Origin of the sequence: Bacillus cereus group sp. RP32, from assembly GCF_040459735.1 — a bacterium.
In the GTDB taxonomy this organism is placed as follows: Bacteria; Bacillota; Bacilli; order Bacillales; family Bacillaceae_G; genus Bacillus_A; species Bacillus_A wiedmannii.
The window spans coordinates 5,271,545-5,297,500 of sequence record NZ_JARVHO010000001.1 but is presented as its reverse complement, the minus strand read 5'-3'; the positions used below and the strand labels follow the sequence as shown (position 1 = coordinate 5,297,500).

Here is a 25,956-nt window from a genome sequence, read left to right as displayed (position 1 = left end):
CAATGGTATCAGTGGTAGGGGAGCGTTCTAAGTGCAGTGAAGTCAGACCGGAAGGACTGGTGGAGCGCTTAGAAGTGAGAATGCCGGTATGAGTAGCGAAAGACGGGTGAGAATCCCGTCCACCGAATGCCTAAGGTTTCCTGAGGAAGGCTCGTCCGCTCAGGGTTAGTCAGGACCTAAGCCGAGGCCGACAGGCGTAGGCGATGGACAACAGGTTGATATTCCTGTACCACCTCTTTATCGTTTGAGCAATGGAGGGACGCAGAAGGATAGAAGAAGCGTGCGATTGGTTGTGCACGTCCAAGCAGTTAGGCTGATAAGTAGGCAAATCCGCTTATCGTGAAGGCTGAGCTGTGATGGGGAAGCTCCTTATGGAGCGAAGTCTTTGATTCCCCGCTGCCAAGAAAAGCTTCTAGCGAGATAAAAGGTGCCTGTACCGCAAACCGACACAGGTAGGCGAGGAGAGAATCCTAAGGTGTGCGAGAGAACTCTGGTTAAGGAACTCGGCAAAATGACCCCGTAACTTCGGGAGAAGGGGTGCTTTCTTAACGGAAAGCCGCAGTGAATAGGCCCAAGCGACTGTTTAGCAAAAACACAGGTCTCTGCGAAGCCGTAAGGCGAAGTATAGGGGCTGACACCTGCCCGGTGCTGGAAGGTTAAGGAGAGGGGTTAGCGTAAGCGAAGCTCTGAACTGAAGCCCCAGTAAACGGCGGCCGTAACTATAACGGTCCTAAGGTAGCGAAATTCCTTGTCGGGTAAGTTCCGACCCGCACGAAAGGTGTAACGATTTGGGCACTGTCTCAACCAGAGACTCGGTGAAATTATAGTACCTGTGAAGATGCAGGTTACCCGCGACAGGACGGAAAGACCCCGTGGAGCTTTACTGTAGCCTGATATTGAATTTTGGTACAGTTTGTACAGGATAGGCGGGAGCCATTGAAACCGGAGCGCTAGCTTCGGTGGAGGCGCTGGTGGGATACCGCCCTGACTGTATTGAAATTCTAACCTACGGGTCTTATCGACCCGGGAGACAGTGTCAGGTGGGCAGTTTGACTGGGGCGGTCGCCTCCTAAAGTGTAACGGAGGCGCCCAAAGGTTCCCTCAGAATGGTTGGAAATCATTCGTAGAGTGCAAAGGCATAAGGGAGCTTGACTGCGAGACCTACAAGTCGAGCAGGGACGAAAGTCGGGCTTAGTGATCCGGTGGTTCCGCATGGAAGGGCCATCGCTCAACGGATAAAAGCTACCCCGGGGATAACAGGCTTATCTCCCCCAAGAGTCCACATCGACGGGGAGGTTTGGCACCTCGATGTCGGCTCATCGCATCCTGGGGCTGTAGTCGGTCCCAAGGGTTGGGCTGTTCGCCCATTAAAGCGGTACGCGAGCTGGGTTCAGAACGTCGTGAGACAGTTCGGTCCCTATCCGTCGTGGGCGTAGGAAATTTGAGAGGAGCTGTCCTTAGTACGAGAGGACCGGGATGGACGCACCGCTGGTGTACCAGTTGTTCTGCCAAGGGCATAGCTGGGTAGCTATGTGCGGAAGGGATAAGTGCTGAAAGCATCTAAGCATGAAGCCCCCCTCAAGATGAGATTTCCCATAGCGTAAGCTAGTAAGATCCCTGAAAGATGATCAGGTTGATAGGTTCGAGGTGGAAGCATGGTGACATGTGGAGCTGACGAATACTAATAGATCGAGGACTTAACCATATAATATGTAGCAAATGTTATCTAGTTTTGAAGGAATATGCCTTCATAGTTTGGTGATGATGGCAGAGAGGTCACACCCGTTCCCATACCGAACACGGAAGTTAAGCTCTCTAGCGCCGATGGTAGTTGGGACCTTGTCCCTGTGAGAGTAGGACGTCGCCAAGCAACTAAAAACACAAGTCTTTTGACTTGTGTTTTTTTCTGTTTTCAAACAGTACGAAAAAAGAAGTAATGGTAATACAAACACGTTGCCCAAGGGTTAATCATATTATATAAGAGATGGATGTATATTTTTCTGTAAATTGTTAAGGAATAGAAGTATAAAATATGTCCATTTAAATAGGGAGGGAAGGTTATGAAAGCACAAAATGAAGTTTGTATTGTTTGTGAGACAGAAAGAAAAGAAGGGATATATGTTTATAATAATTTAATATGTTATGAATGTGAAAAGGATATGGTGAATACGGAGACAAGTGATCCGAAGTATATATATTATTTAAAACAGCTTCGGAAATTAGAAGTATCATATTTTTAAATAGGCATATGCCTATTATTTTTTTTGTTCTGTATAATAGAGGAAGAATGAAATAATAAGGAAGAGATATAGATGAATCAAAATCGCATACCTTTATATGAGGCATTAACAGGGTTTAAAGAAAGAGGGCCGTTATCCTTTCATGTTCCAGGTCATAAAAATGGTTTAAACTTCCCTCAGGAAGCTGTAGGGGAGTTTAAAGATATACTATCTATCGATGTAACTGAGTTGTCAGGGTTAGATGATTTACATAGTCCGTTTGAATGTATAGATGAGGCACAACAGTTATTAGCTGATGTATATGGAGTGAAAAAAAGTTATTTTTTAATTAATGGTTCAACAGTAGGGAACCTAGCAATGATTTTGTCTTGTTGTGGAGAACATGATGTTGTTCTTGTACAAAGAAATTGTCATAAATCAATTATTAATGGTTTAAAATTAGCGGGCGCAAATCCAATTTTTTTAGATCCATGGATTGATGAAGCTTATAATGTACCAGTGGGAATTCATGATAAAATTATTAAGGAAGCAATTGAAAAATATCCAAATGCTAAAGCACTCATTTTAACGCATCCTAATTATTATGGTATGGGGATGGATCTAGAGGCAAGCATCGCTTATGCACATGCACATAAAATCCCTGTTTTAGTAGATGAAGCGCATGGAGCCCATTTTTGTTTAGGGGGAGCATTTCCAAAGTCAGCATTAGCATATGGTGCAGATATTGTAGTTCATTCTGCACATAAAACATTACCCGCGATGACAATGGGGTCCTATTTACATATAAATAGTCGCTTAGTGAAAGAAGAAAAAGTTTCTACCTATTTAAATATGCTACAATCTAGTAGTCCATCGTATCCAATTATGACTTCTCTTGATATTGCACGCTTTACAATAGCACGTATAAAAGAAAAGGGACATGATGAAATTGTCGAGTTTTTACGGGGATTTAAAGACGAATTGTGTTCTATTCCACAAATAGCTATTTTACAATATCCATTACAAGACGAGTTAAAGGTTACTGTACAGACACGTTGTCAGTTATCAGGATACGAATTACAGTCTGTATTTGAAAAGGTTGGTATATATACAGAAATGGCGGATCCATATAATGTCCTATTTATTTTGCCCTTGCAAGTAAATAAGGAGTATATGAAGGCTATAGAGATGATCCGAGAGGCATTGCAATATTATGAGGTGAAAGACAAGAAGGAATCTATTCGTTATACTTATAAAGGAGAATTTTCTCCTTTACCGTATACATATAAACAACTGGAAGGATATGAAACAAAAGTAGTATCTGTAGAAGAAGCAGTTGGGATGATAGCGGCAGAAATGGTAATTCCGTACCCACCTGGAATTCCATTGATTATGTATGGAGAAAGAATTACTTCAGAACATAAAGAGCAAATTATGTATTTAGAGCAATCAGGCGCTCGTTTTCAAGGTAACACGGAATATATGAAAGTGTATGATATAGAAAGTAGGTTTTAGAATGAAGGGATTATTTGTAACAATTGAAGGTCCAGAAGGTTCGGGTAAAACAACGTTAATTAAAAGTTTATTGCCGTACTTTGAACAAAAAGAACAAAAGGTAATAGCGACGAGAGAACCAGGTGGCATTGCAATTTCAGAGGATATTAGAACAATTTTACATAAACAAGAATATACGATGATGGAGGCACGTACAGAGGCGCTTCTGTATGCTGCTGCACGTAGACAACATTTGGTGGAAAAGGTTATGCCGGCACTTAACGAGGACTACCTTGTATTATGTGATCGTTTTATAGATAGCTCTTTAGCGTATCAAGGATATGCAAGAGGATTAGGCATGGATAAAGTATTTGAAATAAATCGTTTCGCAACAGAGGACTGTATGCCTAGTTTAACGATTTACCTAGACATTGAACCAGAGATTGGTTTAGCTCGCATTGAAAAAGATGCAGGACGTGAAGTGAATCGATTAGATATGGAAGATATCTCTTTCCATAAACGTGTCCGTGAAGGATATTTACAAGTTGTAGAACGTTTCTCAGATCGTATTGTATTGGTAAATGCTGATCAACCAATGGAAAAACTTATAGAAGAAGTTGTTCAGATTATAGAAGATAAATTGTTATAATAGAAGGAAAGAATGAAATAAGTGAGGTATGCATTATGACGAAGACGTGGGAGCAGCTTTCTGCTATACAACCCATCGGTGTAAAAATGTTGATGAATAGCATTGCAAAAGAGCGTATATCCCACGCTTACTTGTTAGAGGGAGGGAAAGGGACTGGAAAGTTTGCAACGGCAATTCAAATGGCAAAGAGTTTCCTCTGTTCTGGGCGGAATGGAGTAGAGCCTTGTCACGTATGTACAAATTGTAAGCGAATTGATTCAGGTAACCACCCTAACTTACATATTGTAAAACCAGACGGATTATCTATTAAGAAACAGCAAATTCATGATTTACAAGAAGAGTTTTCAAAAACAGGATTAGAAGCAAATAAAAAAGTATATATTATTGAGCATGCAGATCGTATGACAGCAAATGCAGCGAATACACTTTTAAAATTTTTAGAAGAACCAAGTAGTGATACAACAGCTATTTTACTTACTGAACAAAGTCATCAAATTTTAAATACGATTTTATCTCGCTGTCAAGTTGTTACATTTAGACCGTTACCTACGGAATCTTTAATTAGAAGATTACAGGATGAAGGTATTACGGCATCTTTATCGACACTTGCTGCGCAACTCACGAATAGTTTTGATGAAGCTTTAGCTTTATGTAGTGATGAATGGTTTGCACAAGCACGAGCTTTAGTGATAAAATTATGTGAAGCGCTCGAAAAGGATAAAGCCTCTATTTTTTTTGTACAAGAAAAATGGGGAAAACACTTTAGAGAGAAAGAACAATTACAGCAAGGTTTAGATATGTTGCTCCTTATTTATAAGGATTTATTATATGTTCAACTTGGAGAAGAAGATCGTCTTGTTTTTCATGAGCAGAAAGAGATGTTTGAATCTTTCTCCTATGCTCAGAAGCGCATTGTATCAGCTCTCTTTAATATATTAGAGGCAAAAAATAGAATCAACGCTAATGTAAATGCGCAGCTTGTGTTCGAACAGTTAGTGTTGCGGTTGCAGGAGGGATGACCGTTTTGTATGATGTAGTAGGTGTTCGCTTTAAGAAGGCCGGAAAGGTGTATTACTTCGATCCGAATCAGTTCGATATCTCTGAAAATGAGTTTGTAATTGTAGAAACAGTAAGAGGTATTGAGTACGGAAAAGTAGTTATTACCAAAAAGCAAGTTGATGAAAACGACGTTGTATTACCGCTAAAAAAGGTTATTCGTATTGCAAATGAAAATGATCGTACCATTGTTGAAGAGAACAAACATGCTGCGAAAGAAGCATATCAAGTTTGTCAGCAAAAGGTAGTAGAGCATAATCTTGATATGAAACTTGTAGATGTAGAGTATACGTTCGATCGCAATAAGATTATTTTCTACTTTACTGCGGATGGTCGGATTGATTTCCGCGAACTAGTAAAGGACTTAGCGGCAATTTTTAGGACAAGAATTGAACTAAGACAAATTGGTGTTCGTGATGAAGCGAAGATGCTTGGTGGTATTGGTCCGTGTGGTCGTATGCTTTGTTGTTCTACTTTTTTAGGAGATTTTGAACCTGTATCCATTAAGATGGCAAAGGATCAAAATTTATCATTAAATCCTGCAAAAATCTCTGGTTTATGTGGTCGCTTAATGTGTTGCTTAAAATATGAGAATGATGAATATGAGGCAGCAAAGGAACAACTTCCTGATTTAGATCAACGTATACAAACCCCGCATGGTACTGGCCGTGTTATCGGATTAAATATTTTAGAAAGATTAATTCAAGTGGAACTAGTAGACAAGGAACGGATAGTAGAATATACGTTAGATGAGTTAGTGAATAAAGGGGTCGTTTCGAGTCAAACCACAGATTAATGAGGTGGGTGCTTGTGGAGAAAAAAGATATTTTTGCATCGGTTTCTAGTATGGAAGAGCAAATTGGACATTTATACAAACAGTTGGGAGAATTAAAACAACATCTTGCAGAGTTGTTGGAAGAGAACCAACATATAAAAATGGAAAATGAAAATTTGCGACACCGCTTTGAAGAAGTGCAGATTAAGGAAAAACAAAAAACTCAAAAACGTAAAGAAGTGAAGCCGAAGACAACTGATATTGGCGAAGGCTACGATAATTTAGCAAGGCTATATCAAGAAGGTTTTCATATTTGTAATCTGCATTATGGAAGTGTACGTAAAGAGGGAGATTGTTTATTCTGCCTGTCATTTTTAAATAAAAAGTGAAATTACCTTTCCAATGATAATTGGAAAGGTAATTTTTTATACATGAGAGTAGAATGAAATATGTTTTTTTATTAGTAGAAGAAGAAATAGGGTAGGTTAAGTGTAAGAAAAGGAGTAACATATGAATTTATATGAAGATGAACGTTTAGATTACTTATTAGCGCAAGATATGAAGATTGTACAAAGCCCATCAGTATTCAATTTCTCGTTAGATGCTGTTTTACTTGCAGACTTTGCTTGGGTGCCGATTCAAAAAGGTAATGTACTTGATCTGTGTACAGGTAACGCAGTTGTCCCCCTTTTATTAAGTACAAGAACAAAGGGAAACATTACAGGTGTAGAAATTCAAGAACGTTTATATGATATGGGAATCAGAAGCGTTCAATACAATAAGTTAGAAGAAAGAATTCACTTAATACATGGGGATTTGAAAGATATGCCGGAGAAACTTGGACGTCATCAATATGATGTAGTTACATGTAATCCCCCTTATTTTCAAACACCTGCAACTTCTGAGAAAAATATGAATGAACATTTAGCGATAGCTCGTCATGAAATTATGTGTACATTAGAGGATGTTGTATCTGCAAGTAGTCAATTAGTAAAGCAAGGCGGGAAAGTAGCATTTGTACATCGTCCAGGTCGTTTGCTAGATATTGTTACATTAATGCGTAAATACAAAATTGAACCAAAGCGTGTACGATTTGTTTATCCTAAGGCAGGGAAAGAAGCGAATACATTGTTAATTGAAGGAATTAAGGACGGAAACGCAGATTTGAAAATATTGCCACCCCTTTTTGTATATGAAGAAAATAATGAATATACAAAGGAGATTCGTTCAATTTTATATGGAGAAGAATAAGCATTGTTTTTATGTAGTAGAGTGCTCTGACGGAAGTTATTATGCAGGATATACAAATCATATAGAGAAGCGGATTCAGACCCATAATAGTGGAAAAGGGGCTAGGTATACGCGTGCTAGACTTCCTGTTGTTTTAAAATACATAGAATTTCATGAAGATAAGCGTACAGCTATGCAAGCAGAGTATTATTTTAAGCAGTTAAATAGAAAACAAAAAGAAGAATATATGCAAAAAGGAGAACGCTATGTGGCAACAAAAAAGCTTTCAACAAAATGAAAAGGGAGTTTTATATTTAGTACCAACTCCTATTGGAAATTTAGAAGATATGACATTTCGTGCAATCCGAATTTTAAAAGAAGCTGATTTAATTGCTGCTGAAGATACGAGACAAACGAAAAAACTTTGTAATTATTTCGAAATTGAAACCCCCGTTATGAGCTACCATGAGCATAATAAGGAAGTAAGTGGTAAGAAAATATTAGGGAAGTTAGACGAAGGAAAGACTGTAGCACTTGTTAGTGATGCTGGTATGCCTTGTATTTCCGATCCAGGTTACGATATTGTTGTAGAGGCTGTAGCAGAACAGTATCATGTAATCCCGCTTCCTGGGGCAAATGCAGCCCTTACAGCATTAATTGCATCAGGTCTTGAAACAAAACAATTTTATTTCTATGGATTTTTACAAAGAAATAAAAAAGAAAGAAAAATGGAGTTAGAGAAGCTTCGTTATGTACAAACTACAATGATGTTTTATGAAGCGCCCCATCGTTTAGATGATACTTTAATCTCGATGCAAGAAGTGTTGGGAAATAGAGAAATTGTATTATGTCGAGAGTTAACGAAAAAATTTGAGGAATTTATTCGTGGAACAGTTGAGGAAGCAATTGAGTGGACGAAACAAAATGAAGTTCGTGGCGAGTTTTGTATTTTAGTAGCTGGTTCAACGGAAGAACCTACCCCAGAAGAACAATGGTGGGAATCTATTTCGGTATATGATCATATTGAACATTATATAAACGAAAAAGGTATGAATTCAAAAGAGGCAATAAAAACAGTCGCTAAAGATCGAGATTTGTCGAAACGCGATGTATATCAAATCTATCATGTCGATAAAAAATAAGCTTCTCATAATTGAGAAGCTTATTTTGCTGTTTCGATATAATCTTGAAGTTCGTTTAAGATTCGCTCAGCGCCTTCTTTGCTTAAGATAATTTTACCTTCAGCTAAAGATAGGTTACCATCAGATACTTCACCAGTTACTTGGCAAGTCATGTTTGGCTTATATTTTTTTAAGATGATTTTCTCGTCATCAACGTAGATTTCAAGAGCATCCTTTTCTGCAATACCTAAAGTACGGCGTAATTCGATTGGAATTACTACACGACCTAATTCATCAACTTTACGAACGATACCAGTAGATTTCATAATTCTTTTCCTCCTAAAGAAATAGTTTATAAGTTTCGAGTCTATTTTCTAGATTCGTCATTTTTCGACAAAATACCCTATGGACATATGATACCAATCATTTACATTTCCGTCAATTCTTTAATTCTATATTTTTTAAAAAGATTTATAGATTTCTTACTTCTTATATATAATAGAATGAGAGTAATTTCTACTATTATTTCACTTTATTTTCAGAAAAATTTATAGATTGTAAGTAAGGACTGTATATTTTCTTGAAATATGAGCAATAGATGATAAAGATATTAAGTATTAACTCGTTTTTATCCCGCTATTTGCCAAGCAGTAAGATTCTAAATTTAAAATTTGGGTGGAGCAAAGAAGTTAAGTTGGAGTCGGATTGCTCGTAAAAGCCTGATTGGTGCGGGCTAATAATCCGCAGGAGTGAACCCCCCCACAGATTAAAGTTTCACTTTATATATAAGTTTTTGATATACTATTTATAAATACATATGAGGTTATCCGGGAGGTCCAAAACAATGACAGAGGAAAATAAGTCCTTTTATATTACTACCCCAATTTATTATCCAAGTGGAAAATTACACATTGGACATGCTTATACAACAGTAGCAGGAGATGCGATGGCACGATATAAGCGTATGCAAGGATACAATGTTCATTATTTAACAGGAACTGATGAGCATGGACAGAAGATCCAAAAGAAAGCAGAAGAATTAAATGTTACACCACAAGCATATGTGGATAACATTGTTGCAGGAATTAAAGAACTTTGGGAGAAAATGGATATCTCTTATGATGATTTTATTCGTACAACTGAAGATCGTCATAAAGATGTTGTTGAAAAAATCTTCAAGCAACTAGTAGATCAAGGTGATATTTATCTTGATGAATATGAAGGTTGGTATTCTGTACAAGATGAGACATTCTATACAGAGCATCAATTAGTAGATCCAATTATGGAAGGTGAAAAAGTAGTTGGAGGAAAAAGCCCAGATAGTGGTCATGATGTAGAACTTGTTCGTGAAGAATCGTATTTCTTTAGAATGGGTAAATATGTCGACAGACTATTAAAATTCTATGAAGATAATCCACATTTCATTCAGCCAGAGTCTCGTAAGAATGAGATGATTAATAACTTCATTAAACCAGGCCTAGAAGATTTAGCTGTTTCTCGTACTTCATTTGACTGGGGAGTTCGTGTTCCAGGTAACCCGAAACACGTTATTTACGTATGGGTTGACGCATTATCTAACTACATTACAGCATTAGGTTATGGAACAGAAAATGAAGAGATGTATAAGAAATTCTGGCCAGCTGATGTACATTTAGTTGGAAAAGAAATCGTTCGTTTCCATACAATTTATTGGCCAATCATTTTAATGGCATTAGATTTACCTCTTCCGAAAAAAATCTTTGCTCATGGTTGGATTTTAATGAAGGATGGAAAGATGAGTAAGTCAAAAGGAAACGTAGTAGATCCAGTTACTTTAATCGATCGTTACGGATTAGATGCATTACGTTATTACTTACTTCGTGAAGTTCCATTCGGATCTGATGGCGTATTCACACCAGAAGGATTTGTGGAGCGCATTAATTTCGATTTAGCAAATGACTTAGGTAACTTATTAAATCGTACAGTAGCTATGATTGATAAGTACTTTAACGGAGAAATCCCTGCATTTAAAGAAAATGTAACGGAATTCGATGAAACGTTAGTAACGTTTGCAAAAGATACATTGAAAAAAGTAGAAGAGGCAATGGAGAATATGGAATTCTCTGTAGCGCTAAGCTCAATTTGGCAATTGGTTAGCCGTGCAAATAAATATATTGATGAAACACAACCGTGGGTATTAGCGAAAGATGAGAATGATCGTGAAAAATTAGCTTCTGTAATGGCTCACTTAGCAGAGGTGCTTCGTCAAACAGGTATTATGCTTATGCCGTTCCTAACAGTAGCACCAAGTAAGATGTTTGCTCAGCTTGGACTTACTGAAGAGGCACATAAATCTTGGGAAAGCCTATCTACAATTGGCTGTATTCCAGCTGGAACAAAAGTAGAAAAAGGAAACCCGATTTTCCCGCGTTTAGAAATGGAAGTAGAAGTAGGGTACATTAAAGAACAAATGAAAAGCTCTGCTCCTAAAGTAGAAGAGAAAAAAGAAGAAGAACCGAAAGCAGAAGAAATTACAATTGATGATTTCTTTAAAGTAGAATTACGCGTAGCTGAAGTACTATCAGCTGAACCTGTGAAAAAAGCAGATAAGTTGTTAAAAATTCAGCTGGATTTAGGTACAGAAAAGCGTCAAGTTGTTTCAGGAATTGCAAAATTCTATTCGCCGGAAGACCTAAAAGGTAAAAAGGTTATTTGTGTAACAAACTTAAAACCTGTAAAATTACGCGGTGAATTATCACAAGGTATGATTTTAGCGGGTGAAGAGAATGGCGTATTGTCATTAGCATCAATCGACCAAAATCTACCAAACGGTACAAAAATCAAGTAATTAAGACAAGAAAAGAGATGTTTCACGTGTAACATGTGTGAAGCGTCTTTTTTCTTTTTACACTCTCTATTTTTGCATTAAAATTATAGTATTGTTATCGTTAAGTTATTAAAGAGCTTATTTTTTAGAATAAACTTGATTTCAATATAAAAGGAGTTATGTATTATGTTGTTTGATACACATTCACATTTGAATGCAGAGCAATTTGAAGAAGATTTGCAAGAGGTTATTGCACGAATGAAAGAAGCGGGAGTTACCTATACAGTTGTTGTTGGTTTTGATGAAGTAACGATAAAAAAGGCGATTGAATTAGCTGAAACTTATGATTTTATTTACGCTGCGGTTGGATGGCATCCAGTTGATGCAATTGACATGACAGAAGAACATCTAGCTTGGTTAGAAGAACTTGCTTCTCATCCTAAAGTCGTTGCACTTGGAGAGATGGGATTAGATTATCATTGGGATAAGTCTCCAAAAGAAATACAGAAGGAAGTATTCCGTAAACAAATTGCATTAGCTAAAAAAGTGAAATTGCCGATTATTATACATAACCGCGATGCAACTCAAGATATTGTTGATATTCTAGAAGAAGAGAATGCAGCTGAAGTAGGAGGCATTATGCATTGCTTTAGCGGCAGCGTAGAAGTAGCAGAGCGATGTGTTGATATGAACTTTTTAATTTCGTTAGGTGGACCAGTTACATTTAAAAATGCTAAGAAGCCGAAAGAAGTTGCTGTGGAGATTCCATTAGAGAAATTGTTAATAGAGACAGATTGTCCATATTTAACACCACATCCATTTCGAGGAAAACGAAATGAACCGAGTTATGTAAAACTCGTAGCAGAAGAAATTGCGAATTTAAAAGGAATTTCTTATGAGGAAGTAGCAGAAATAACAACAAAAAATGCAAAAGCTTTATTTGGTGTTGAATAAAAAGGAGTGGGAGAACCCATTCTTTTTTATTTTTGTGAAAAAATAAGGGCGAATGAGGAAGTGTTACAATAAGGAGAGAGAACAAAGTTTTGGACATTCTATTTTTTAAAATGTAAGAATGGGGAAAATAATAATGGAAAAGTCGTCATTTTTTTGTTTTACTAAGTAGAGACGAAACGAGTGTGGAGGCAAGCATGAAAATTAAAGAGATTATCGTTGTAGAAGGTAAAGATGATACAGTTGCGATTAAGCGTGCTGTTGATGCGGATACAATTGAAACGAACGGTTCAGCAATCGGTGATCATGTTATTGAGCAAGTTAAATTAGCGCTGCAAAAACGGGGCGTTATTATTTTCACAGATCCGGATTATCCTGGAGAGCGTATTCGAAAAATTATTTCTGATAAGGTGCCTGGATGTAAACATGCTTTTTTACCGAAGGAAGAAGCACTTGCCAAAAGGAAAAAGGGTGTCGGGATTGAACATGCTTCTAATGAATCAATTCGCCGTGCTTTAGAGAATATACATGAAGAAATGGAAGCTTACACAAGTGAAATTAGTTGGAGCGATTTAGTCGATGCAGGTTTAGTGGGCGGAGAAATGGCAAAGAGTCGCAGAGAAAGAATGGGTAAGCTATTAAAGATTGGTTATACAAACGCAAAACAGTTACATAAACGTTTACAAATGTTTCAAGTTTCAAAAGAATCGTTTGCAGAAGCTTATAAGCAAGTCATACAGGAGGAAAGAAAATGAAGGATATCGCAACGCCAAACCGTACGAAAGACATTGTTGAAAAGTATGGATTTTCATTCAAAAAAAGTTTAGGACAAAATTTTTTAATTGATACGAATGTATTAAATCGTATTGTCGATCACGCTGAAATTGGTTCAGAAAGTGGTGCAATTGAAATTGGACCAGGTATTGGTGCGTTAACAGAACAATTAGCGAAGCGTGCTAAAAAAGTAGTAGCTTTTGAAATTGATCAGAGGTTATTACCGATTTTAGATGAGACGTTAGCTCCATATAGCAACGTTACAGTTATAAATAAAGACGTACTAAAGGCAGATGTACATGAGGTGTTTAGTGAGCAATTTGAGGAAGGGCAAGATGTAATGGTAGTAGCGAACTTACCGTACTATATTACAACGCCAATTTTATTTAAATTGTTGGAAGAGAAATTACCGGTTCGTGGATTTGTTGTTATGATGCAAAAAGAAGTTGGAGATCGTTTAGCTGCTAAACCTGGAACGAAAGAGTATGGTTCTTTATCCATTGCTATTCAGTATTATACAGAGGTGGAAACAGTTATGACTGTACCACGTACAGTGTTTGTGCCACAACCAAATGTTGATTCTGCGATTATTCGTCTCCTAAAGCGCCCGAAACCAGTTGTAGAAGTAACAGATGAGACATTCTTCTTTGAAGTAGTACGAGCAAGTTTTGCACAGCGTCGTAAAACTTTAATGAATAATTTATCAAATAATTTAAATGGTTTCCCGAAAGATAAAGAGCTGTTGGATCGAATTTTAACAGAAGTGGGAATTGATCCAAAACGAAGAGGCGAAACGCTATCTATCGAGGAGTTTGCAACATTAAGTAATGCATTAGTTCTTCATAAATTGTCATAAGAATAGAAAAGGGACAGTTCAACTTGAACTGTCCCTTTTGTCACCTTTCCTCTCCTACATTCATACTTTAAAAACAGGTAAGATGGCCTAACGAGTTTGGAGGTAGGAGAATGGCTTTACATGTTGGAGAATTAGTGGAACGATATTCTCATAATAGGGATATCCTTTTTCGTATTATAGAAATAAAAGGCGAGATAGCTATATTATTTGGAGAGGAAATTAGACTGGTGGCAGATGCGCCACTTGAAGATTTAATTAGTATAGATCAACGAGAGCATAAAAAAAGAGCGAAGCGTGAGAAAGAAACGATGGAGCGTACGTATCGTTTGTTTCAACAAGATTATGTATTAATGAAACAAAGGCATGAACACACTTCAACGGGTGGATATACAAGTGAGGTGAATTATTTTCAAATGCCAGGACGTGTATTGCATATAGATGGTGACCCGTTATATTTGCGCAAGTGCTTAGACTTATATAATAAAATTGGTGTTCCTGTACAAGGTATTCATTGTAAAGAAACAGAGATGCATGAAAAGGTAGTAGATTTAATAGATCATTTTCGTCCAGACATTTTAGTTATTACGGGGCACGATGCATATACAAAATCAAAAGGGGTAAAGGGAGATTTAGCAGCATATAGGCATTCAAGGCATTTTGTACAGGCTGTTCGAGAAGTGAGAAAAAAATATCCATCATTGGATCAACTCGTTATTTTTGCTGGGGCATGCCAATCACACTTTGAAGCATTAATTCGAGCGGGTGCTAACTTTGCTAGTTCACCATCTAGAATTAATATTCACGCACTAGATCCTGTATATGTGGTTGGTAAAATTAGTTTTACGTCATTTATGGAAAGAGTAAATGTATGGGATGTTGTACGTAATACGATTACCGGCGAAAAGGGACTTGGCGGGATTGAGACGAGGGGGATTTTACGAACTGGATTACCCTTTCAACATTATGAAGAATAAGCAAGGTACATATGTATCTTGCTTTTTTGTATGGGAAGGATTTAAATCAGCTTGGATAAAAAGAGACAAGAACGCGCAGACTACATAATGATACTTTTACAATATAGTATTTCTTCTATCTATTTGAACGCATGATGCTTTTATAATGATATTGTCTGTGAGTTGCGGTTAATAATTGGGATAGATATATCGTGTTTTAAGTGTTCAATCTAAATTACAGCGAGGTGTAACGAAGTATATGTCAAAACGTTTAGATGAAATTAAAAGCGAATTAGATCACCATCTTGGACAGAGACTGATGTTAAAGGCAAATAGTGGGAGAAGAAAAACAGTAGAACAATCAGGTGTACTTGCAGAAACGTACCGTTCTGTTTTTGTTGTACAATTGGATCAGCAAGAAGATGCGTTGCAACGTGTATCATATAGCTATGCGGATGTTTTAACAGAGACAGTAGAGTTAACGTTTTATGGTGAACCTCATAATGAAGTGATTTTATAATTCATGTATCGTTACATATATTCCCACAAATGAAAAGCTATATTATTTTGCATACTAATTATACCGTAGCAAAATAAGGAGGGACTCTGCATTGAGTAGACGAAGAGGTGTCATGTCAAATCAATTTAAAGAAGAGCTTGCAAAAGAGCTAGGCTTTTATGATGTTGTTCAGAAAGAGGGCTGGGGCGGAATTCGTGCGAAAGATGCTGGTAACATGGTGAAACGTGCTATAGAAATTGCAGAACAGCAATTAATGAAACAAAACCAGTAGTTGTAAGATACTTTCTATGCTACGGTAGCCGAGGAGTGATTCCTCGGCTTTTTGTACTCGAAAAGGTGCCATCATTTTACATAAGTAGTTTCATTCTGAATGCTTTTCGTTATAATTAGGGAAGTGTCATCGTCTTACTATAAATTTATGGTAAAATAAACGATAAAAGATTGAGTACATAGAGTGGGTGAATAGATTGAAGCTACTAGTGAAAGCACCAGCAAAGATTAATCTGTCGTTAGATGTACTGGGAAAAAGACAAGACGGATATCATGAAGTGAAAATGATTATGACAACAATTGATTTAGCGGATCGTTTAGAACTAATGGAATTAGCAGAAGACCGTATTGAAATTTTATCCCATAATCGGTATGTCCCAGACGACCAAAGAAATTTAGCTTATCAAGCAGCGAAATTATTAAAAGAGAAGTTTAATGTGAAAAAAGGCGTATCTATTACTATTGAAAAAACGATTCCAGTAGCAGCTGGATTAGCAGGTGGAAGTAGTGATGCAGCAGCGACATTACGTGGCCTTAATAAATTATGGAATTTAGGGCTTACAATTGATCAGTTAGCAGAGCTTGGCGCAAAAATCGGATCAGATGTATCGTTTTGTGTATATGGTGGGACAGCAATTGCCACTGGAAGAGGAGAGCAAATTGAGCACATAAAAACTCCACCTTCTTGTTGGGTTATTTTGGCAAAACCCCATATTGGTGTATCTACTGCTGATGTGTATGGAAATTTAAAGTTAAATCGAGTTACACATCCAAATGTAGATAAAATGGTTAACGTCATAAATGCTGGGGACTACAAAGGGATTTGTGATACTGTTGGTAATGTTTTAGAAGATGTAACGTTTGCGATGCATCCTGAAGTTGCACGTATTAAGGCACAGATGAAGCGATTTGGGGCGGATGCCGTATTAATGAGTGGAAGTGGCCCAACCGTATTTGGTCTTGTGCACCATGATTCGCGAATGCATCGTATATATAACGGATTAAAAGGATTTTGTGAACAAGTATACGCAGTACGTTTATTAGGAGAGCGAGAAACGCTTGAATAAAGACGTATAATACGTTATGATTTGTTTAGAATATTCGTGATTTGAGGTGGGAGTATGAAAATTAGACGAAGTACAAGATTAGTCGATATGACGTATTACTTGTTACAAAACCCTCGTCAGCTAGTTTCTCTCACTTTTTTTGCTGAAAGGTATCAATCAGCTAAGTCTTCCATTAGTGAAGATTTAGTTATTATTAAGCAAACGTTTGAACAACAAGGGGTCGGCACATTGCAAACGGTACCAGGAGCAGCAGGAGGAGTGAAATATATACCATATATAAGTGAGGAAGAGGCAGATCTAATTATTGGTGAGCTTTGTAGCTTATTTGAAAATCCAGATCGTATTTTGCCTGGTGGTTACTTATATATGACAGATCTTTTAAGTAATCCTCGCCATATTAATGGCGCAGGTCGTTTGTTTGCTTCTGTTTTTGCTAGGCAACCAATTGATGCGGTTATGACGGTGGCAACGAAGGGGATTCCACTTGCTTATGCGGTGGCAAATTACTTAGATATACCGGTAGTAATTGCAAGGAAAGATAATAAGGTAACAGAAGGCCCAACTGTTAGTATTAACTATGTATCAGGTTCTTCTAAGCGAATTCAAACAATGACGTTAGCAAAGCGTAGCCTTCCAGAGGGATCAAATGTTTTAATTATTGATGACTTCATGAAAGCTGGCGGGACAATTCAAGGTATGATGAGTATGTTAGAAGAGTTTAAGGCTAATGTTGTTGGTATTGGTGTATTAGTAGAATCCACAGATATTGAAGAACGACTAATTAATAATTTTGTATCATTAATTCGTCTATCAGAAGTTGATGTGAAAGAAAAAGCGATTCAAGTGGAAAAGGGAAATTATTCACTGGCACCATTTGATGAAGGGCTTGTAGAGGCTGAGTAAAAAGGTAAAGCAGATCGCTTTATCTTTTTTTTATTCTATTTATAAATTATAAAATAGATGGACAAACTGCTTTTCGTGCACTATTTTTAAAGAGTAAAAATAAATAATAAAAGGGTGAAAAAATATGAAAGTTGTTCAAACAAGCAATGCACCACAAGCAATTGGACCATATTCACAAGGGATTATTGTAAATAATATGTTTTACAGTTCAGGACAAATTCCGTTAACTGCAAGTGGAGAGCTTGTAGCAGGAGACGTGACAGTACAAACAGAGCAAGTATTTCAAAATTTACAAGCGGTATTAGAAGAAGCAGGTGCTTCATTTGATACAGTAGTAAAAACAACAGTATTCTTAAAAGATATGGATGATTTTAATGCTGTTAATGAAGTATACGGCTCTTATTTCTCTACTCATAAGCCAGCTCGTTCTTGTGTACAAGTAGCAAAATTACCGAAAGATGTTTCAATTGAAATCGAAGTAATTGCCCTAGTTAAGTAATCTTTTGTAAGCGATAACCTCCACTAATCTCTATATTCAATTACATTAAAAATTTTTATCTTAAAAATTTTTAAAAAATTAAAGGGAAAATAGAAATTTTGTGGAATTTATACAAATATATCGCTTATTTAGAAAAGGGTGGTGAACACAAGATGGAAGTGACTGACGTAAGATTACGCCGCGTAAACACAGAAGGCCGCATGAGAGCAATTGCCTCTATTACTCTAGACCATGAATTTGTTGTTCATGATATTCGTGTAATTGATGGTAATAATGGATTATTTGTAGCAATGCCAAGTAAACGTACTCCAGATGGAGAATTCCGTGACATTGCACATCCAATTAATTCTAATACACGCTCTAAAATTCAAGATGCGGTTTTAACAGAGTATCATCGTTTAGGCGAGTTAGAAGAGGTTGAGTTTGAAGAAGCGGGTGCTTCGTAAAATTCGAATGAAAAGGGCTTTTTAAAGAAATCCCTATAATTTTGCAACAAACTCCTGTAAGCATTTACAGGAGTTTGTTTTTTTGTGTGGTTTTATCTATTTTTGTACGGAAAATTCTGAATTTATTAAAGTGAAGAGGAAAACTTCTAATTTTTTCAAAATCATTTTAAATAGTATAGCTTATTTCTTAAAAAAGATACTAAAGAGTAAAACATCGTATAAGAATTATGGTAAAATTTAATAGTTAAAATGTGTTTCTTGAAATATATGATGATTTAGGATAATATCGTTAATGGATAAATAGGTTGCGATGGAGGGTCTATATGTCAAACAGATTTGCAGTGATTCTAGCTGCAGGCAAAGGCACACGTATGAAGTCTAAGCTATACAAAGTGCTTCATCCTGTATGTGGAAAACCTATGGTACAACATGTTGTCGATCAAGTAACGCAATTAGGATTGCAGAAACTTGTAACAGTCGTAGGACATGGTGCTGAAATGGTACAAGAACAGCTAGGAAACGTAAGTGAGTTTGCATTACAAGCAGAACAACTTGGTACAGCACACGCTGTCGATCAAGCTGCAAGTGTACTTGCAAATGAAGAAGGAACAACTTTAGTTATTTGTGGTGATACGCCGCTAATAACTGCTGAAACGATGGAAGCATTGCTTCAGCAACATAAAGAAGCAGGGGCAATGGCAACGGTGCTAACAGCTTACATAGAAGAACCTGCTGGATATGGTCGTATCGTTCGTAATGAGAATGGTCATGTTGAAAAGATTGTTGAGCATAAGGATGCAAATGAGAAAGAATTAGCTATTAAAGAAATCAATACAGGTACGTATTGTTTTGATAATAAAGCTTTATTCGCCTCACTTTCTAAAGTTTCAAATGATAACGTACAAGGTGAATATTACCTGCCAGATGTTATTGAGATTTTAAAAAATGAAGGTCATATCGTATCGGCTTATCAAACAGAGCACTTCGATGAAACGTTAGGTGTTAACGACAGAGTCGCTCTATCGCAAGCGGAAATTATTATGAAAAACCGTATCAACCGTAAGAACATGGTAAATGGTGTTACAATTATTGATCCAAGTAACACGTATATTTCTGCTGATGCAATTATCGGTAGTGATACAGTTCTTCATCCAGGAACAATTATTGAGGGGAATACTGTAATTGGTTCTGATTGTGAAATTGGACCGCACACAGTAATTCGCGATAGTGAAATTGGAGATCGTACGACAATTCGACAATCTACTGTACATGATAGTAAACTTGGTACAGAAGTATCGGTTGGTCCATTTGCACATATTCGCCCAGATTCAGTTATTGGAGATGAAGTACGCGTTGGAAACTTCGTGGAAATCAAAAAAACTGTTTTTGGTAATAGAAGTAAAGCTTCACACTTAAGTTATATCGGGGATGCACTAGTTGGAGAAGACGTGAATCTTGGTTGTGGTTCAATTACGGTGAACTATGACGGTAAGAATAAATTCAAAACTGTGATTGGTAACGGGGTATTTATTGGATGTAATTCAAACCTTGTCGCTCCTGTAACAGTTGAAGATGGTGCTTATGTGGCAGCAGGCTCTACAATTACAGAGAATGTTCCATCAAAAGCATTATCTGTAGCACGTGCACGTCAAGTTAACAAAGAAGACTATGTTGATCAATTGCTGAATAAGAAAAAATCATAATGTGGAGGGTTAATCTAGATGTCGACTCAATATCTAAATTCTAATTTGAAAGTATTCTCTTTAAACTCTAATAAGGAACTTGCTGAGCAAATTGCAAAGCACATTGGAGTAGGACTAGGAAAATGTTCTGTTGATCGTTTTAGTGATGGAGAAGTTCAAATTAACATTGAAGAAAGTATCCGTGGTTGCGATGTATTCATTATTCAATCTACAAGCTTCCCAGTAAACGAACATATCATGGAATTACTTATTATGATCGATGCATTAAAACGTGCATCTGCAAAAACAATTAATATTGTTATTCCTTACTATGGTTATGCGCGTCAAGACCGTAAAGCGCGTTCTCGTGAACCAATTACATCGAAACTTGTAGCAAACTTGCTTGAAACAGCAGGTGCAACTCGTGTAATCACTCTAGATTTACATGCTCCACAAATTCAAGGGTTCTTTGATATCCCAATCGATCACTTAATGGGTGTACCGATTCTTTCAGATTACTTTGAAACAAAAGGTCTTAAAGATATCGTAATCGTGTCACCTGACCACGGTGGGGTAACTCGTGCTAGAAAAATGGCAGATCGCCTAAAAGCACCAATCGCTATTATTGATAAGCGTCGTCCTCGTCCGAACGTATCAGAGGTAATGAACATTATCGGTAATATTGAAGGTAAAACAGCAATTTTAATTGATGACATCATTGATACAGCTGGTACAATTACATTAGCAGCAAACGCTCTTGTTGAGAACGGTGCTTCTGAAGTATATGCTTGCTGTACACACCCAGTATTATCTGGTCCAGCAATTGAGCGTATCCAAAACTCAAATATTAAAGAGTTAGTTGTAACGAACTCTATCGTATTACCAGAAGAGAAGAAAATCGACAAAGTACATGAACTTTCAGTTGCTCCACTAATCGGAGAAGCAATCATTCGTGTATACGAAGAAGAATCTGTAAGTGTATTATTCAATTAATTGGATAGAATGAGACGTAACCAAGATTGGTTACGTCTTTTCGTATCGAAAAAAGAAAGTAGTGGTACAAGAATGAAATTGATAGTAGGACTTGGGAACCCGGGTAGAGAATATGAATTAACAAGGCATAATATTGGATTTATGGCGATTGATGAACTTGCAAAGCGTTGGAATATTTCTTTGAATGAACAAAAATTTAAAGGAGTATTTGGTGCAGGATTTGTTAATGGAGAAAAAGTAATCTTATTAAAGCCACTTACATATATGAATTTATCTGGGGAAAGTATTCGACCACTCATGGATTACTATAAAATTGATGTTGAGGACTTCGTTGTTCTGTACGATGATTTAGACATCCCTGTAGGTAAATTACGCCTTCGTATGAAAGGTAGTGCTGGTGGACATAATGGTGTGAAATCAACAATTTCACATTTAGGAACACAAGAGTTTCAACGTATCCGCATGGGAATTGATCGTCCGAAAAATGGCATGAAGGTAGTAGATTACGTATTAGGACGTTTTACATCGGAAGAAATTCCTGATGTGAGTCATTCTATTGAAAAAGCAGCGGATGCATGTGAAGAATGGTTAAATAAACCTTTTCTTCAAATCATGAATACCTTCAATAGTTAAGGGTATGATTGAGAATATTTTGTCTTGTTTTTACCCATACTAGTAGTAATTGGATTTTTAGGAGGCTAGTATGGAAGGATATTATTATTGCAGACATTGCGGGAGTAATGTAGGCTCCGTTACTGCAGAAAAAGTGTATAGCGACGTTTTATTTCAACTAACAGAGCAAGAAGTAGTAGAGATGATTCATTTTCATGAGAATGGAAATATATATATAAAAACGATTTGTGAATCGTGTCAAGAAACGCTCGCATCTTATCCGGAGTATTATGAATATGAAAAATTTCTGCAATAAAATGTTGTCGCTTTGGCATGTCCAAAGCATTTTTCTGTTTTCTTTTTCCAAAATATTTGCATAAAATATAGTGGCTTGCTCTTTATGTTGAGAGGGGTTTTGAAAATGATAGGTTTATTAGAGCAATTTTATAAAAATGAAGAGATCCAATCGGTTATTAATGGACTAGAAGATGGTTTAAAAGAACAACTTGTATCAGGTATGGCAACCTCTTCTCGTTCGTTATTAATGGCGGCCTTATATAAAAAAACAAAAAAATCACAACTTATTGTGACGCATAATTTATATCAAGCACAAAAAGTGCATGAAGATTTAGTGGCGTTACTTGGTGAAAAAGATGTGTGGTTATACCCAGTAAATGAATTGATAGCATCAGAAATTGGTGTTGCAAGCCCAGAATTGAAGGCGCAACGTATTGAAGTATTGAATCGTTTAGCGGCAGGAGAGAACGGGATTATTGTAGCGCCAGTTGCAGGACTACGCAGATTTTTACCAATGAAAGAGTTGTGGAAGCAAAGGCAAATCGAAATCAATCTAGGGCAAGAGATTGATTTAGATACATTCTTGCATACTTTACATCATATTGGTTATGAGCGTAAGTCGATGGTAGAAGCTCCTGGGGAATTCAGTTTGCGCGGGGGAATATTAGATATTTACCCATTAACTGAAGAGTTACCATTTCGTATTGAATTTTTCGATACAGAAGTTGATTCTATTCGATTATTTGATGTGGATGAACAGCGCTCTCAAGATAAAAAAGAAAGTGTTAGATTTGGTCCAGCAACAGAGTTTTTATTTTCACAGGAAGAATTGAAGTCGGGAATTGAGCATCTTGAGGAAGGCTTGACTAAGACGATGCAAAAACTTTCCGATGATAAATTGAAGACTACAGTGCTTGAAACGGTAAGTCATGAAATTGAGATGTTAAAAAACGGGCAAAGTATAGAACAGATGTTTAAATATTTATCTATTTTCTATAAAGAACCTGCTAGTCTGATAGATTATTTACCAGAAGATGGTATTGTGGTTTTGGATGAGATTTCCCGTATTCAAGAAACGGCATCACATCTTGAAACGGAAGAGGCGGAATGGTATATATCACTTCTTGGTGAGGGAACAATTATTCAAGATTTATCTTTCTCACACTCGTTTGAGGAATTTCTTCATCATAAAAAAAGAAGTTTTGTATATTTAACGTTATTCTTACGTCATATAGCACATACACATCCGCAAAACATTGTGAATGTGACATGTAAAACAATGCAAGATTTCCATGGGCAGATGCAGTTGTTGAAAACTGAAATTGATAGATGGAACGAAGGGCATTTTACGACTGTTGTGCTCGGCACAGATGATGAACGTGTAAAAAAACTACAACATATTTTAAGTGATTATGATATTGAGGCAGATATCGTAGAGGGCACAGATATATTATTGCCTGGAAGGTTGCAAATTGCTGTAGGTGATTTACATGCAGGATTTGAAATGCCGATGCAAAAGCTTGTTGTTATTACTGAAAAAGAGCTTTTTCATAAAAAAGTTAAAAAATCACAACGTAAGCAGAAGTTATCTAATGCTGAACGTATTAAAAGTTATTCGGAATTAAAAGTTGGAGATTATGTAGTTCATGTAAATCATGGTATAGGTAAATTCTTAGGTATCGAGACACTAGAGATTAATGGTGTTCATAAAGATTACTTGAATATTAAATATCAAGGTAATGATAAGTTATACGTTCCAATTGAACAAATTGACCAAGTGCAGAAATATGTAGGATCTGAAGGTAAGGATCCTAAAGTTTATAAATTGGGCGGAAATGATTGGAAAAAGGTCAAAACGAAAGTTGAAAAATCTGTACAAGACATTGCGGATGACCTAATTAAACTATATGCTGAGCGCGAAGCTTCAAAAGGTTATGCATATACACCAGATACGGCAGAACAACAAGAATTTGAATCTTCTTTCCCATATCAAGAGACAGAGGATCAATTACGTTCTATTGACGAGATTAAGAAAGATATGGAACGTGGACGTCCGATGGATAGGCTTCTTTGTGGTGATGTAGGATATGGAAAGACGGAAGTAGCTATCCGTGCGGCATTTAAGGCAATTATGGATGAAAAACAAGTTGCAATTTTAGTGCCGACAACGATCCTTGCACAACAACACTATGAAACAATTCGAGAGCGTTTTCAAGATTATCCAATCAATATAGGATTATTAAGTAGATTCCGTACGAGAAAACAGCAAAATGAAACAATTAAAGGCTTAAAAGATGGTACGGTAGATATCGTAATCGGAACGCATCGTATTTTATCTAAAGACGTTACTTATAAAGATTTAGGCCTTCTTATTATTGATGAAGAACAAAGGTTTGGTGTAACGCATAAAGAAAAAATTAAACAATTAAAAGCAAATGTTGACGTGTTAACATTAACGGCAACTCCGATTCCGCGTACACTCCATATGTCTATGCTTGGTGTGCGTGACTTATCTGTTATTGAGACACCACCAGAAAATCGTTTCCCAGTCCAAACGTATGTAGTAGAGTATAATCCAGCGTTAATGCGAGAAGCGATAGAACGAGAGCTTGCAAGAGGTGGGCAAATTTACTTCCTATATAATCGTGTGGAGGATATCGAAAGAAAAGCAGATGAAATTTCGATGTTAGTTCCAGACGCGCGTGTAACGTATGCACATGGGAAAATGAACGAAGGTGAATTAGAGTCTGTTATGCTATCGTTTTTAGAAGGGCAGCATGATGTTCTTGTAAGTACAACAATTATTGAGACGGGTGTAGATATTCCGAATGTAAATACGTTAATTGTATTTGATGCAGATCGAATGGGATTATCGCAGCTGTATCAGCTTCGTGGTCGTGTTGGACGTTCTAATCGTGTTGCATATGCATACTTTGCATACAAACGAGATAAAGTGTTATCAGAAGTTGCAGAGAAGCGTCTGCAAGCCATTAAAGAGTTCACAGAGCTTGGGTCAGGTTTCAAAATTGCGATGAGAGACTTATCCATTCGTGGTGCAGGTAACTTGTTAGGAGCCGAACAGCATGGATTTATTGATTCTGTCGGATTTGATCTATATTCTCAAATGTTAAAAGATGCAATTGAACAGCGTAGAGGAACAGATGGGGTTGAAAATACAGTTAATGTTGAAATTGATTTAGAAGTAGATGCATATTTACCAGATGCTTATATTTCAGATAGTAAACAAAAGATTATGATGTATAAACAGTTTAGAGGTGTTTCTGCAATTGAGGATATTGAAGAGTTGCAGGAAGAGATGATAGATAGATTTGGTGATTACCCGCAAGAAGTTGGTTACTTATTGCAAATTGCAAATATTAAAGTATTGGCAATGAAAGAACAAATTGAGTTAATTAAGCAAAATAAATTTGAAGTGACAATTCTGTTCTCAGAACAAGCAAGTCAAAATATTGATGGCGGAAAATTATTCATGCTTGGAAATAGTTTTGGACGTATGATTGGTCTAGGAATGGAAGGATCGCAATTGAAAATCGTTATGAAAACAAATGGTTTAGAGACATCGAAGTGGTTAACAATTGCTGAAAATTTATTAAAAGGCCTACCAGATGTAAAAAAAGAAGTCATAAATGCCTAATATAAGATAAAAAAATACAATTCGGCGTGCATAGAAGAACTAATGTGTAAAATACTATGTCTAACAGTTGGTGATTTTTACATGAACAGGTAAATTCACCACTTTGATCATCAGTAGAAAGTGAGGCA

The 25,956-nt window shown here is 36.7% G+C and carries 26 protein-coding genes and 2 rRNA genes (1 of these 28 running past the window's edge); 27 read left to right on the top strand and 1 reads right to left on the bottom strand.

The genetic code is table 11. The features are described from left to right. The 11 genes from QCI46_RS27295 to rsmI all read left to right on the top strand — a co-directional run. Positions 1-1,705, top strand: a 23S ribosomal RNA gene (locus tag QCI46_RS27295) (it extends 1,217 nt beyond the left edge of the window). Between the two features lie 49 nt (positions 1,706-1,754). Next, positions 1,755-1,870, top strand: a 5S ribosomal RNA gene (gene rrf, locus QCI46_RS27290). Positions 1,871-2,060: 190 nt separating this feature from the next. Continuing rightward, the gene (locus QCI46_RS27285; RefSeq protein ID WP_353841810.1) at positions 2,061-2,240 is read left to right on the top strand and encodes a sigma factor G inhibitor Gin; all 180 of its coding nucleotides are present in this window, start codon (positions 2,061-2,063) and stop codon (positions 2,238-2,240) included. Between the two features lie 72 nt (positions 2,241-2,312). Then, entirely contained in the window at positions 2,313-3,734 is a 1,422-nt protein-coding gene (locus QCI46_RS27280) for an aminotransferase class I/II-fold pyridoxal phosphate-dependent enzyme (RefSeq protein ID WP_353841809.1), read from the top strand. A 1-nt stretch (position 3,735) separates the two neighbouring features. Then, positions 3,736-4,362 carry a dTMP kinase gene (tmk, locus tag QCI46_RS27275; protein WP_353841808.1) on the top strand — a complete coding sequence of 209 codons (627 nt, stop codon included), beginning with the start codon at positions 3,736-3,738 and terminating at the stop codon, positions 4,360-4,362. Positions 4,363-4,397: 35 nt separating this feature from the next. After that, positions 4,398-5,381, top strand: coding sequence for a DNA polymerase III subunit delta' (gene holB / locus QCI46_RS27270; RefSeq protein WP_046954526.1), 984 nt, complete (start codon positions 4,398-4,400; stop codon positions 5,379-5,381). A gap of 5 nt (positions 5,382-5,386) precedes the next feature. Next, entirely contained in the window at positions 5,387-6,214 is an 828-nt protein-coding gene (locus QCI46_RS27265) for a PSP1 domain-containing protein (protein WP_000272429.1), read from the top strand. Positions 6,215-6,228: 14 nt separating this feature from the next. Continuing rightward, complete coding sequence (gene yabA, locus QCI46_RS27260; RefSeq protein ID WP_000412057.1) at positions 6,229-6,582, top strand: DNA replication initiation control protein YabA; 354 nt, start codon at positions 6,229-6,231, stop codon at positions 6,580-6,582. A 121-nt stretch (positions 6,583-6,703) separates the two neighbouring features. Beyond that, positions 6,704-7,444, top strand: a complete 741-nt coding sequence (locus tag QCI46_RS27255; RefSeq protein ID WP_060486369.1) for a tRNA1(Val) (adenine(37)-N6)-methyltransferase — start codon at positions 6,704-6,706, stop codon at positions 7,442-7,444. Continuing rightward, positions 7,431-7,721 carry a GIY-YIG nuclease family protein gene (locus QCI46_RS27250; RefSeq protein ID WP_000414343.1) on the top strand — a complete coding sequence of 97 codons (291 nt, stop codon included), beginning with the start codon at positions 7,431-7,433 and terminating at the stop codon, positions 7,719-7,721. The genes QCI46_RS27255 and QCI46_RS27250 overlap by 14 nt, the downstream gene beginning before the upstream one ends. Beyond that, positions 7,690-8,565: a 16S rRNA (cytidine(1402)-2'-O)-methyltransferase gene (rsmI, locus tag QCI46_RS27245; protein WP_000267812.1), complete on the top strand. Its 876-nt coding sequence runs from the start codon at positions 7,690-7,692 to the stop codon at positions 8,563-8,565. The genes QCI46_RS27250 and rsmI overlap by 32 nt, the downstream gene beginning before the upstream one ends. 20 nt (positions 8,566-8,585) lie before the next feature. Here the strand turns inward: rsmI and QCI46_RS27240 are convergent, their stop codons facing one another. Then, positions 8,586-8,870, bottom strand: coding sequence for a transition state genes transcriptional regulator AbrB (locus QCI46_RS27240; RefSeq protein WP_000843039.1), 285 nt, complete (start codon positions 8,868-8,870; stop codon positions 8,586-8,588). Positions 8,871-9,388: 518 nt separating this feature from the next. On the opposite strand from QCI46_RS27240, the gene metG reads away from it, so the two are divergent. The 16 genes from metG to mfd all read left to right on the top strand — a co-directional run bounded on the left by metG (position 9,389) and on the right by mfd (position 25,828). Then, complete coding sequence (gene metG / locus QCI46_RS27235; protein WP_048542191.1) at positions 9,389-11,371, top strand: methionine--tRNA ligase; 1,983 nt, start codon at positions 9,389-9,391, stop codon at positions 11,369-11,371. Between the two features lie 165 nt (positions 11,372-11,536). Beyond that, entirely contained in the window at positions 11,537-12,304 is a 768-nt protein-coding gene (locus QCI46_RS27230; RefSeq protein ID WP_000895836.1) for a TatD family hydrolase, read from the top strand. A gap of 194 nt (positions 12,305-12,498) precedes the next feature. Continuing rightward, positions 12,499-13,056: a ribonuclease M5 gene (gene rnmV, locus QCI46_RS27225; protein ID WP_000692830.1), complete on the top strand. Its 558-nt coding sequence runs from the start codon at positions 12,499-12,501 to the stop codon at positions 13,054-13,056. Next, a complete protein-coding gene (gene rsmA, locus QCI46_RS27220) occupies positions 13,053-13,931 on the top strand; it encodes a 16S rRNA (adenine(1518)-N(6)/adenine(1519)-N(6))-dimethyltransferase RsmA (RefSeq protein ID WP_000651555.1) in 879 nt (292 codons plus the stop codon). Before rnmV ends, rsmA begins: the two co-directional genes overlap by 4 nt. A gap of 110 nt (positions 13,932-14,041) precedes the next feature. Next, a complete protein-coding gene (gene yabG / locus QCI46_RS27215) occupies positions 14,042-14,905 on the top strand; it encodes a sporulation peptidase YabG (protein WP_001173738.1) in 864 nt (287 codons plus the stop codon). A 238-nt stretch (positions 14,906-15,143) separates the two neighbouring features. Continuing rightward, on the top strand, positions 15,144-15,404 hold the full coding sequence (gene veg / locus QCI46_RS27210) for a biofilm formation stimulator Veg (protein ID WP_000044349.1): 261 nt from the start codon (positions 15,144-15,146) through the stop codon (positions 15,402-15,404). A gap of 91 nt (positions 15,405-15,495) precedes the next feature. After that, the gene (gene sspF, locus QCI46_RS27205; RefSeq protein WP_001985066.1) at positions 15,496-15,675 is read left to right on the top strand and encodes an acid-soluble spore protein SspF; all 180 of its coding nucleotides are present in this window, start codon (positions 15,496-15,498) and stop codon (positions 15,673-15,675) included. Positions 15,676-15,871: 196 nt separating this feature from the next. After that, a complete protein-coding gene (gene ispE / locus QCI46_RS27200; protein WP_000772096.1) occupies positions 15,872-16,741 on the top strand; it encodes a 4-(cytidine 5'-diphospho)-2-C-methyl-D-erythritol kinase in 870 nt (289 codons plus the stop codon). A gap of 54 nt (positions 16,742-16,795) precedes the next feature. Then, positions 16,796-17,644: a pur operon repressor gene (purR, locus tag QCI46_RS27195; RefSeq protein ID WP_353841807.1), complete on the top strand. Its 849-nt coding sequence runs from the start codon at positions 16,796-16,798 to the stop codon at positions 17,642-17,644. Between the two features lie 124 nt (positions 17,645-17,768). After that, positions 17,769-18,143 (top strand): RidA family protein, encoded by a 375-nt coding sequence (locus tag QCI46_RS27190; protein WP_000869826.1) that lies wholly within the window; start codon positions 17,769-17,771, stop codon positions 18,141-18,143. Between the two features lie 152 nt (positions 18,144-18,295). Then, entirely contained in the window at positions 18,296-18,589 is a 294-nt protein-coding gene (gene spoVG, locus QCI46_RS27185; RefSeq protein ID WP_000454042.1) for a septation regulator SpoVG, read from the top strand. A 323-nt stretch (positions 18,590-18,912) separates the two neighbouring features. Continuing rightward, positions 18,913-20,292, top strand: a complete 1,380-nt coding sequence (glmU, locus tag QCI46_RS27180) for a bifunctional UDP-N-acetylglucosamine diphosphorylase/glucosamine-1-phosphate N-acetyltransferase GlmU (RefSeq protein WP_353841806.1) — start codon at positions 18,913-18,915, stop codon at positions 20,290-20,292. 18 nt (positions 20,293-20,310) lie between these two features. Next, complete coding sequence (locus QCI46_RS27175) at positions 20,311-21,264, top strand: ribose-phosphate diphosphokinase (protein ID WP_000107420.1); 954 nt, start codon at positions 20,311-20,313, stop codon at positions 21,262-21,264. A gap of 72 nt (positions 21,265-21,336) precedes the next feature. Next, a complete protein-coding gene (pth, locus tag QCI46_RS27170) occupies positions 21,337-21,897 on the top strand; it encodes an aminoacyl-tRNA hydrolase (protein WP_080377450.1) in 561 nt (186 codons plus the stop codon). Between the two features lie 70 nt (positions 21,898-21,967). After that, positions 21,968-22,192 (top strand): anti-sigma-F factor Fin family protein, encoded by a 225-nt coding sequence (locus tag QCI46_RS27165; RefSeq protein ID WP_000399441.1) that lies wholly within the window; start codon positions 21,968-21,970, stop codon positions 22,190-22,192. 105 nt (positions 22,193-22,297) lie between these two features. Then, complete coding sequence (gene mfd, locus QCI46_RS27160; protein WP_000579706.1) at positions 22,298-25,828, top strand: transcription-repair coupling factor; 3,531 nt, start codon at positions 22,298-22,300, stop codon at positions 25,826-25,828. Positions 25,829-25,956 lie beyond the last annotated feature (128 nt).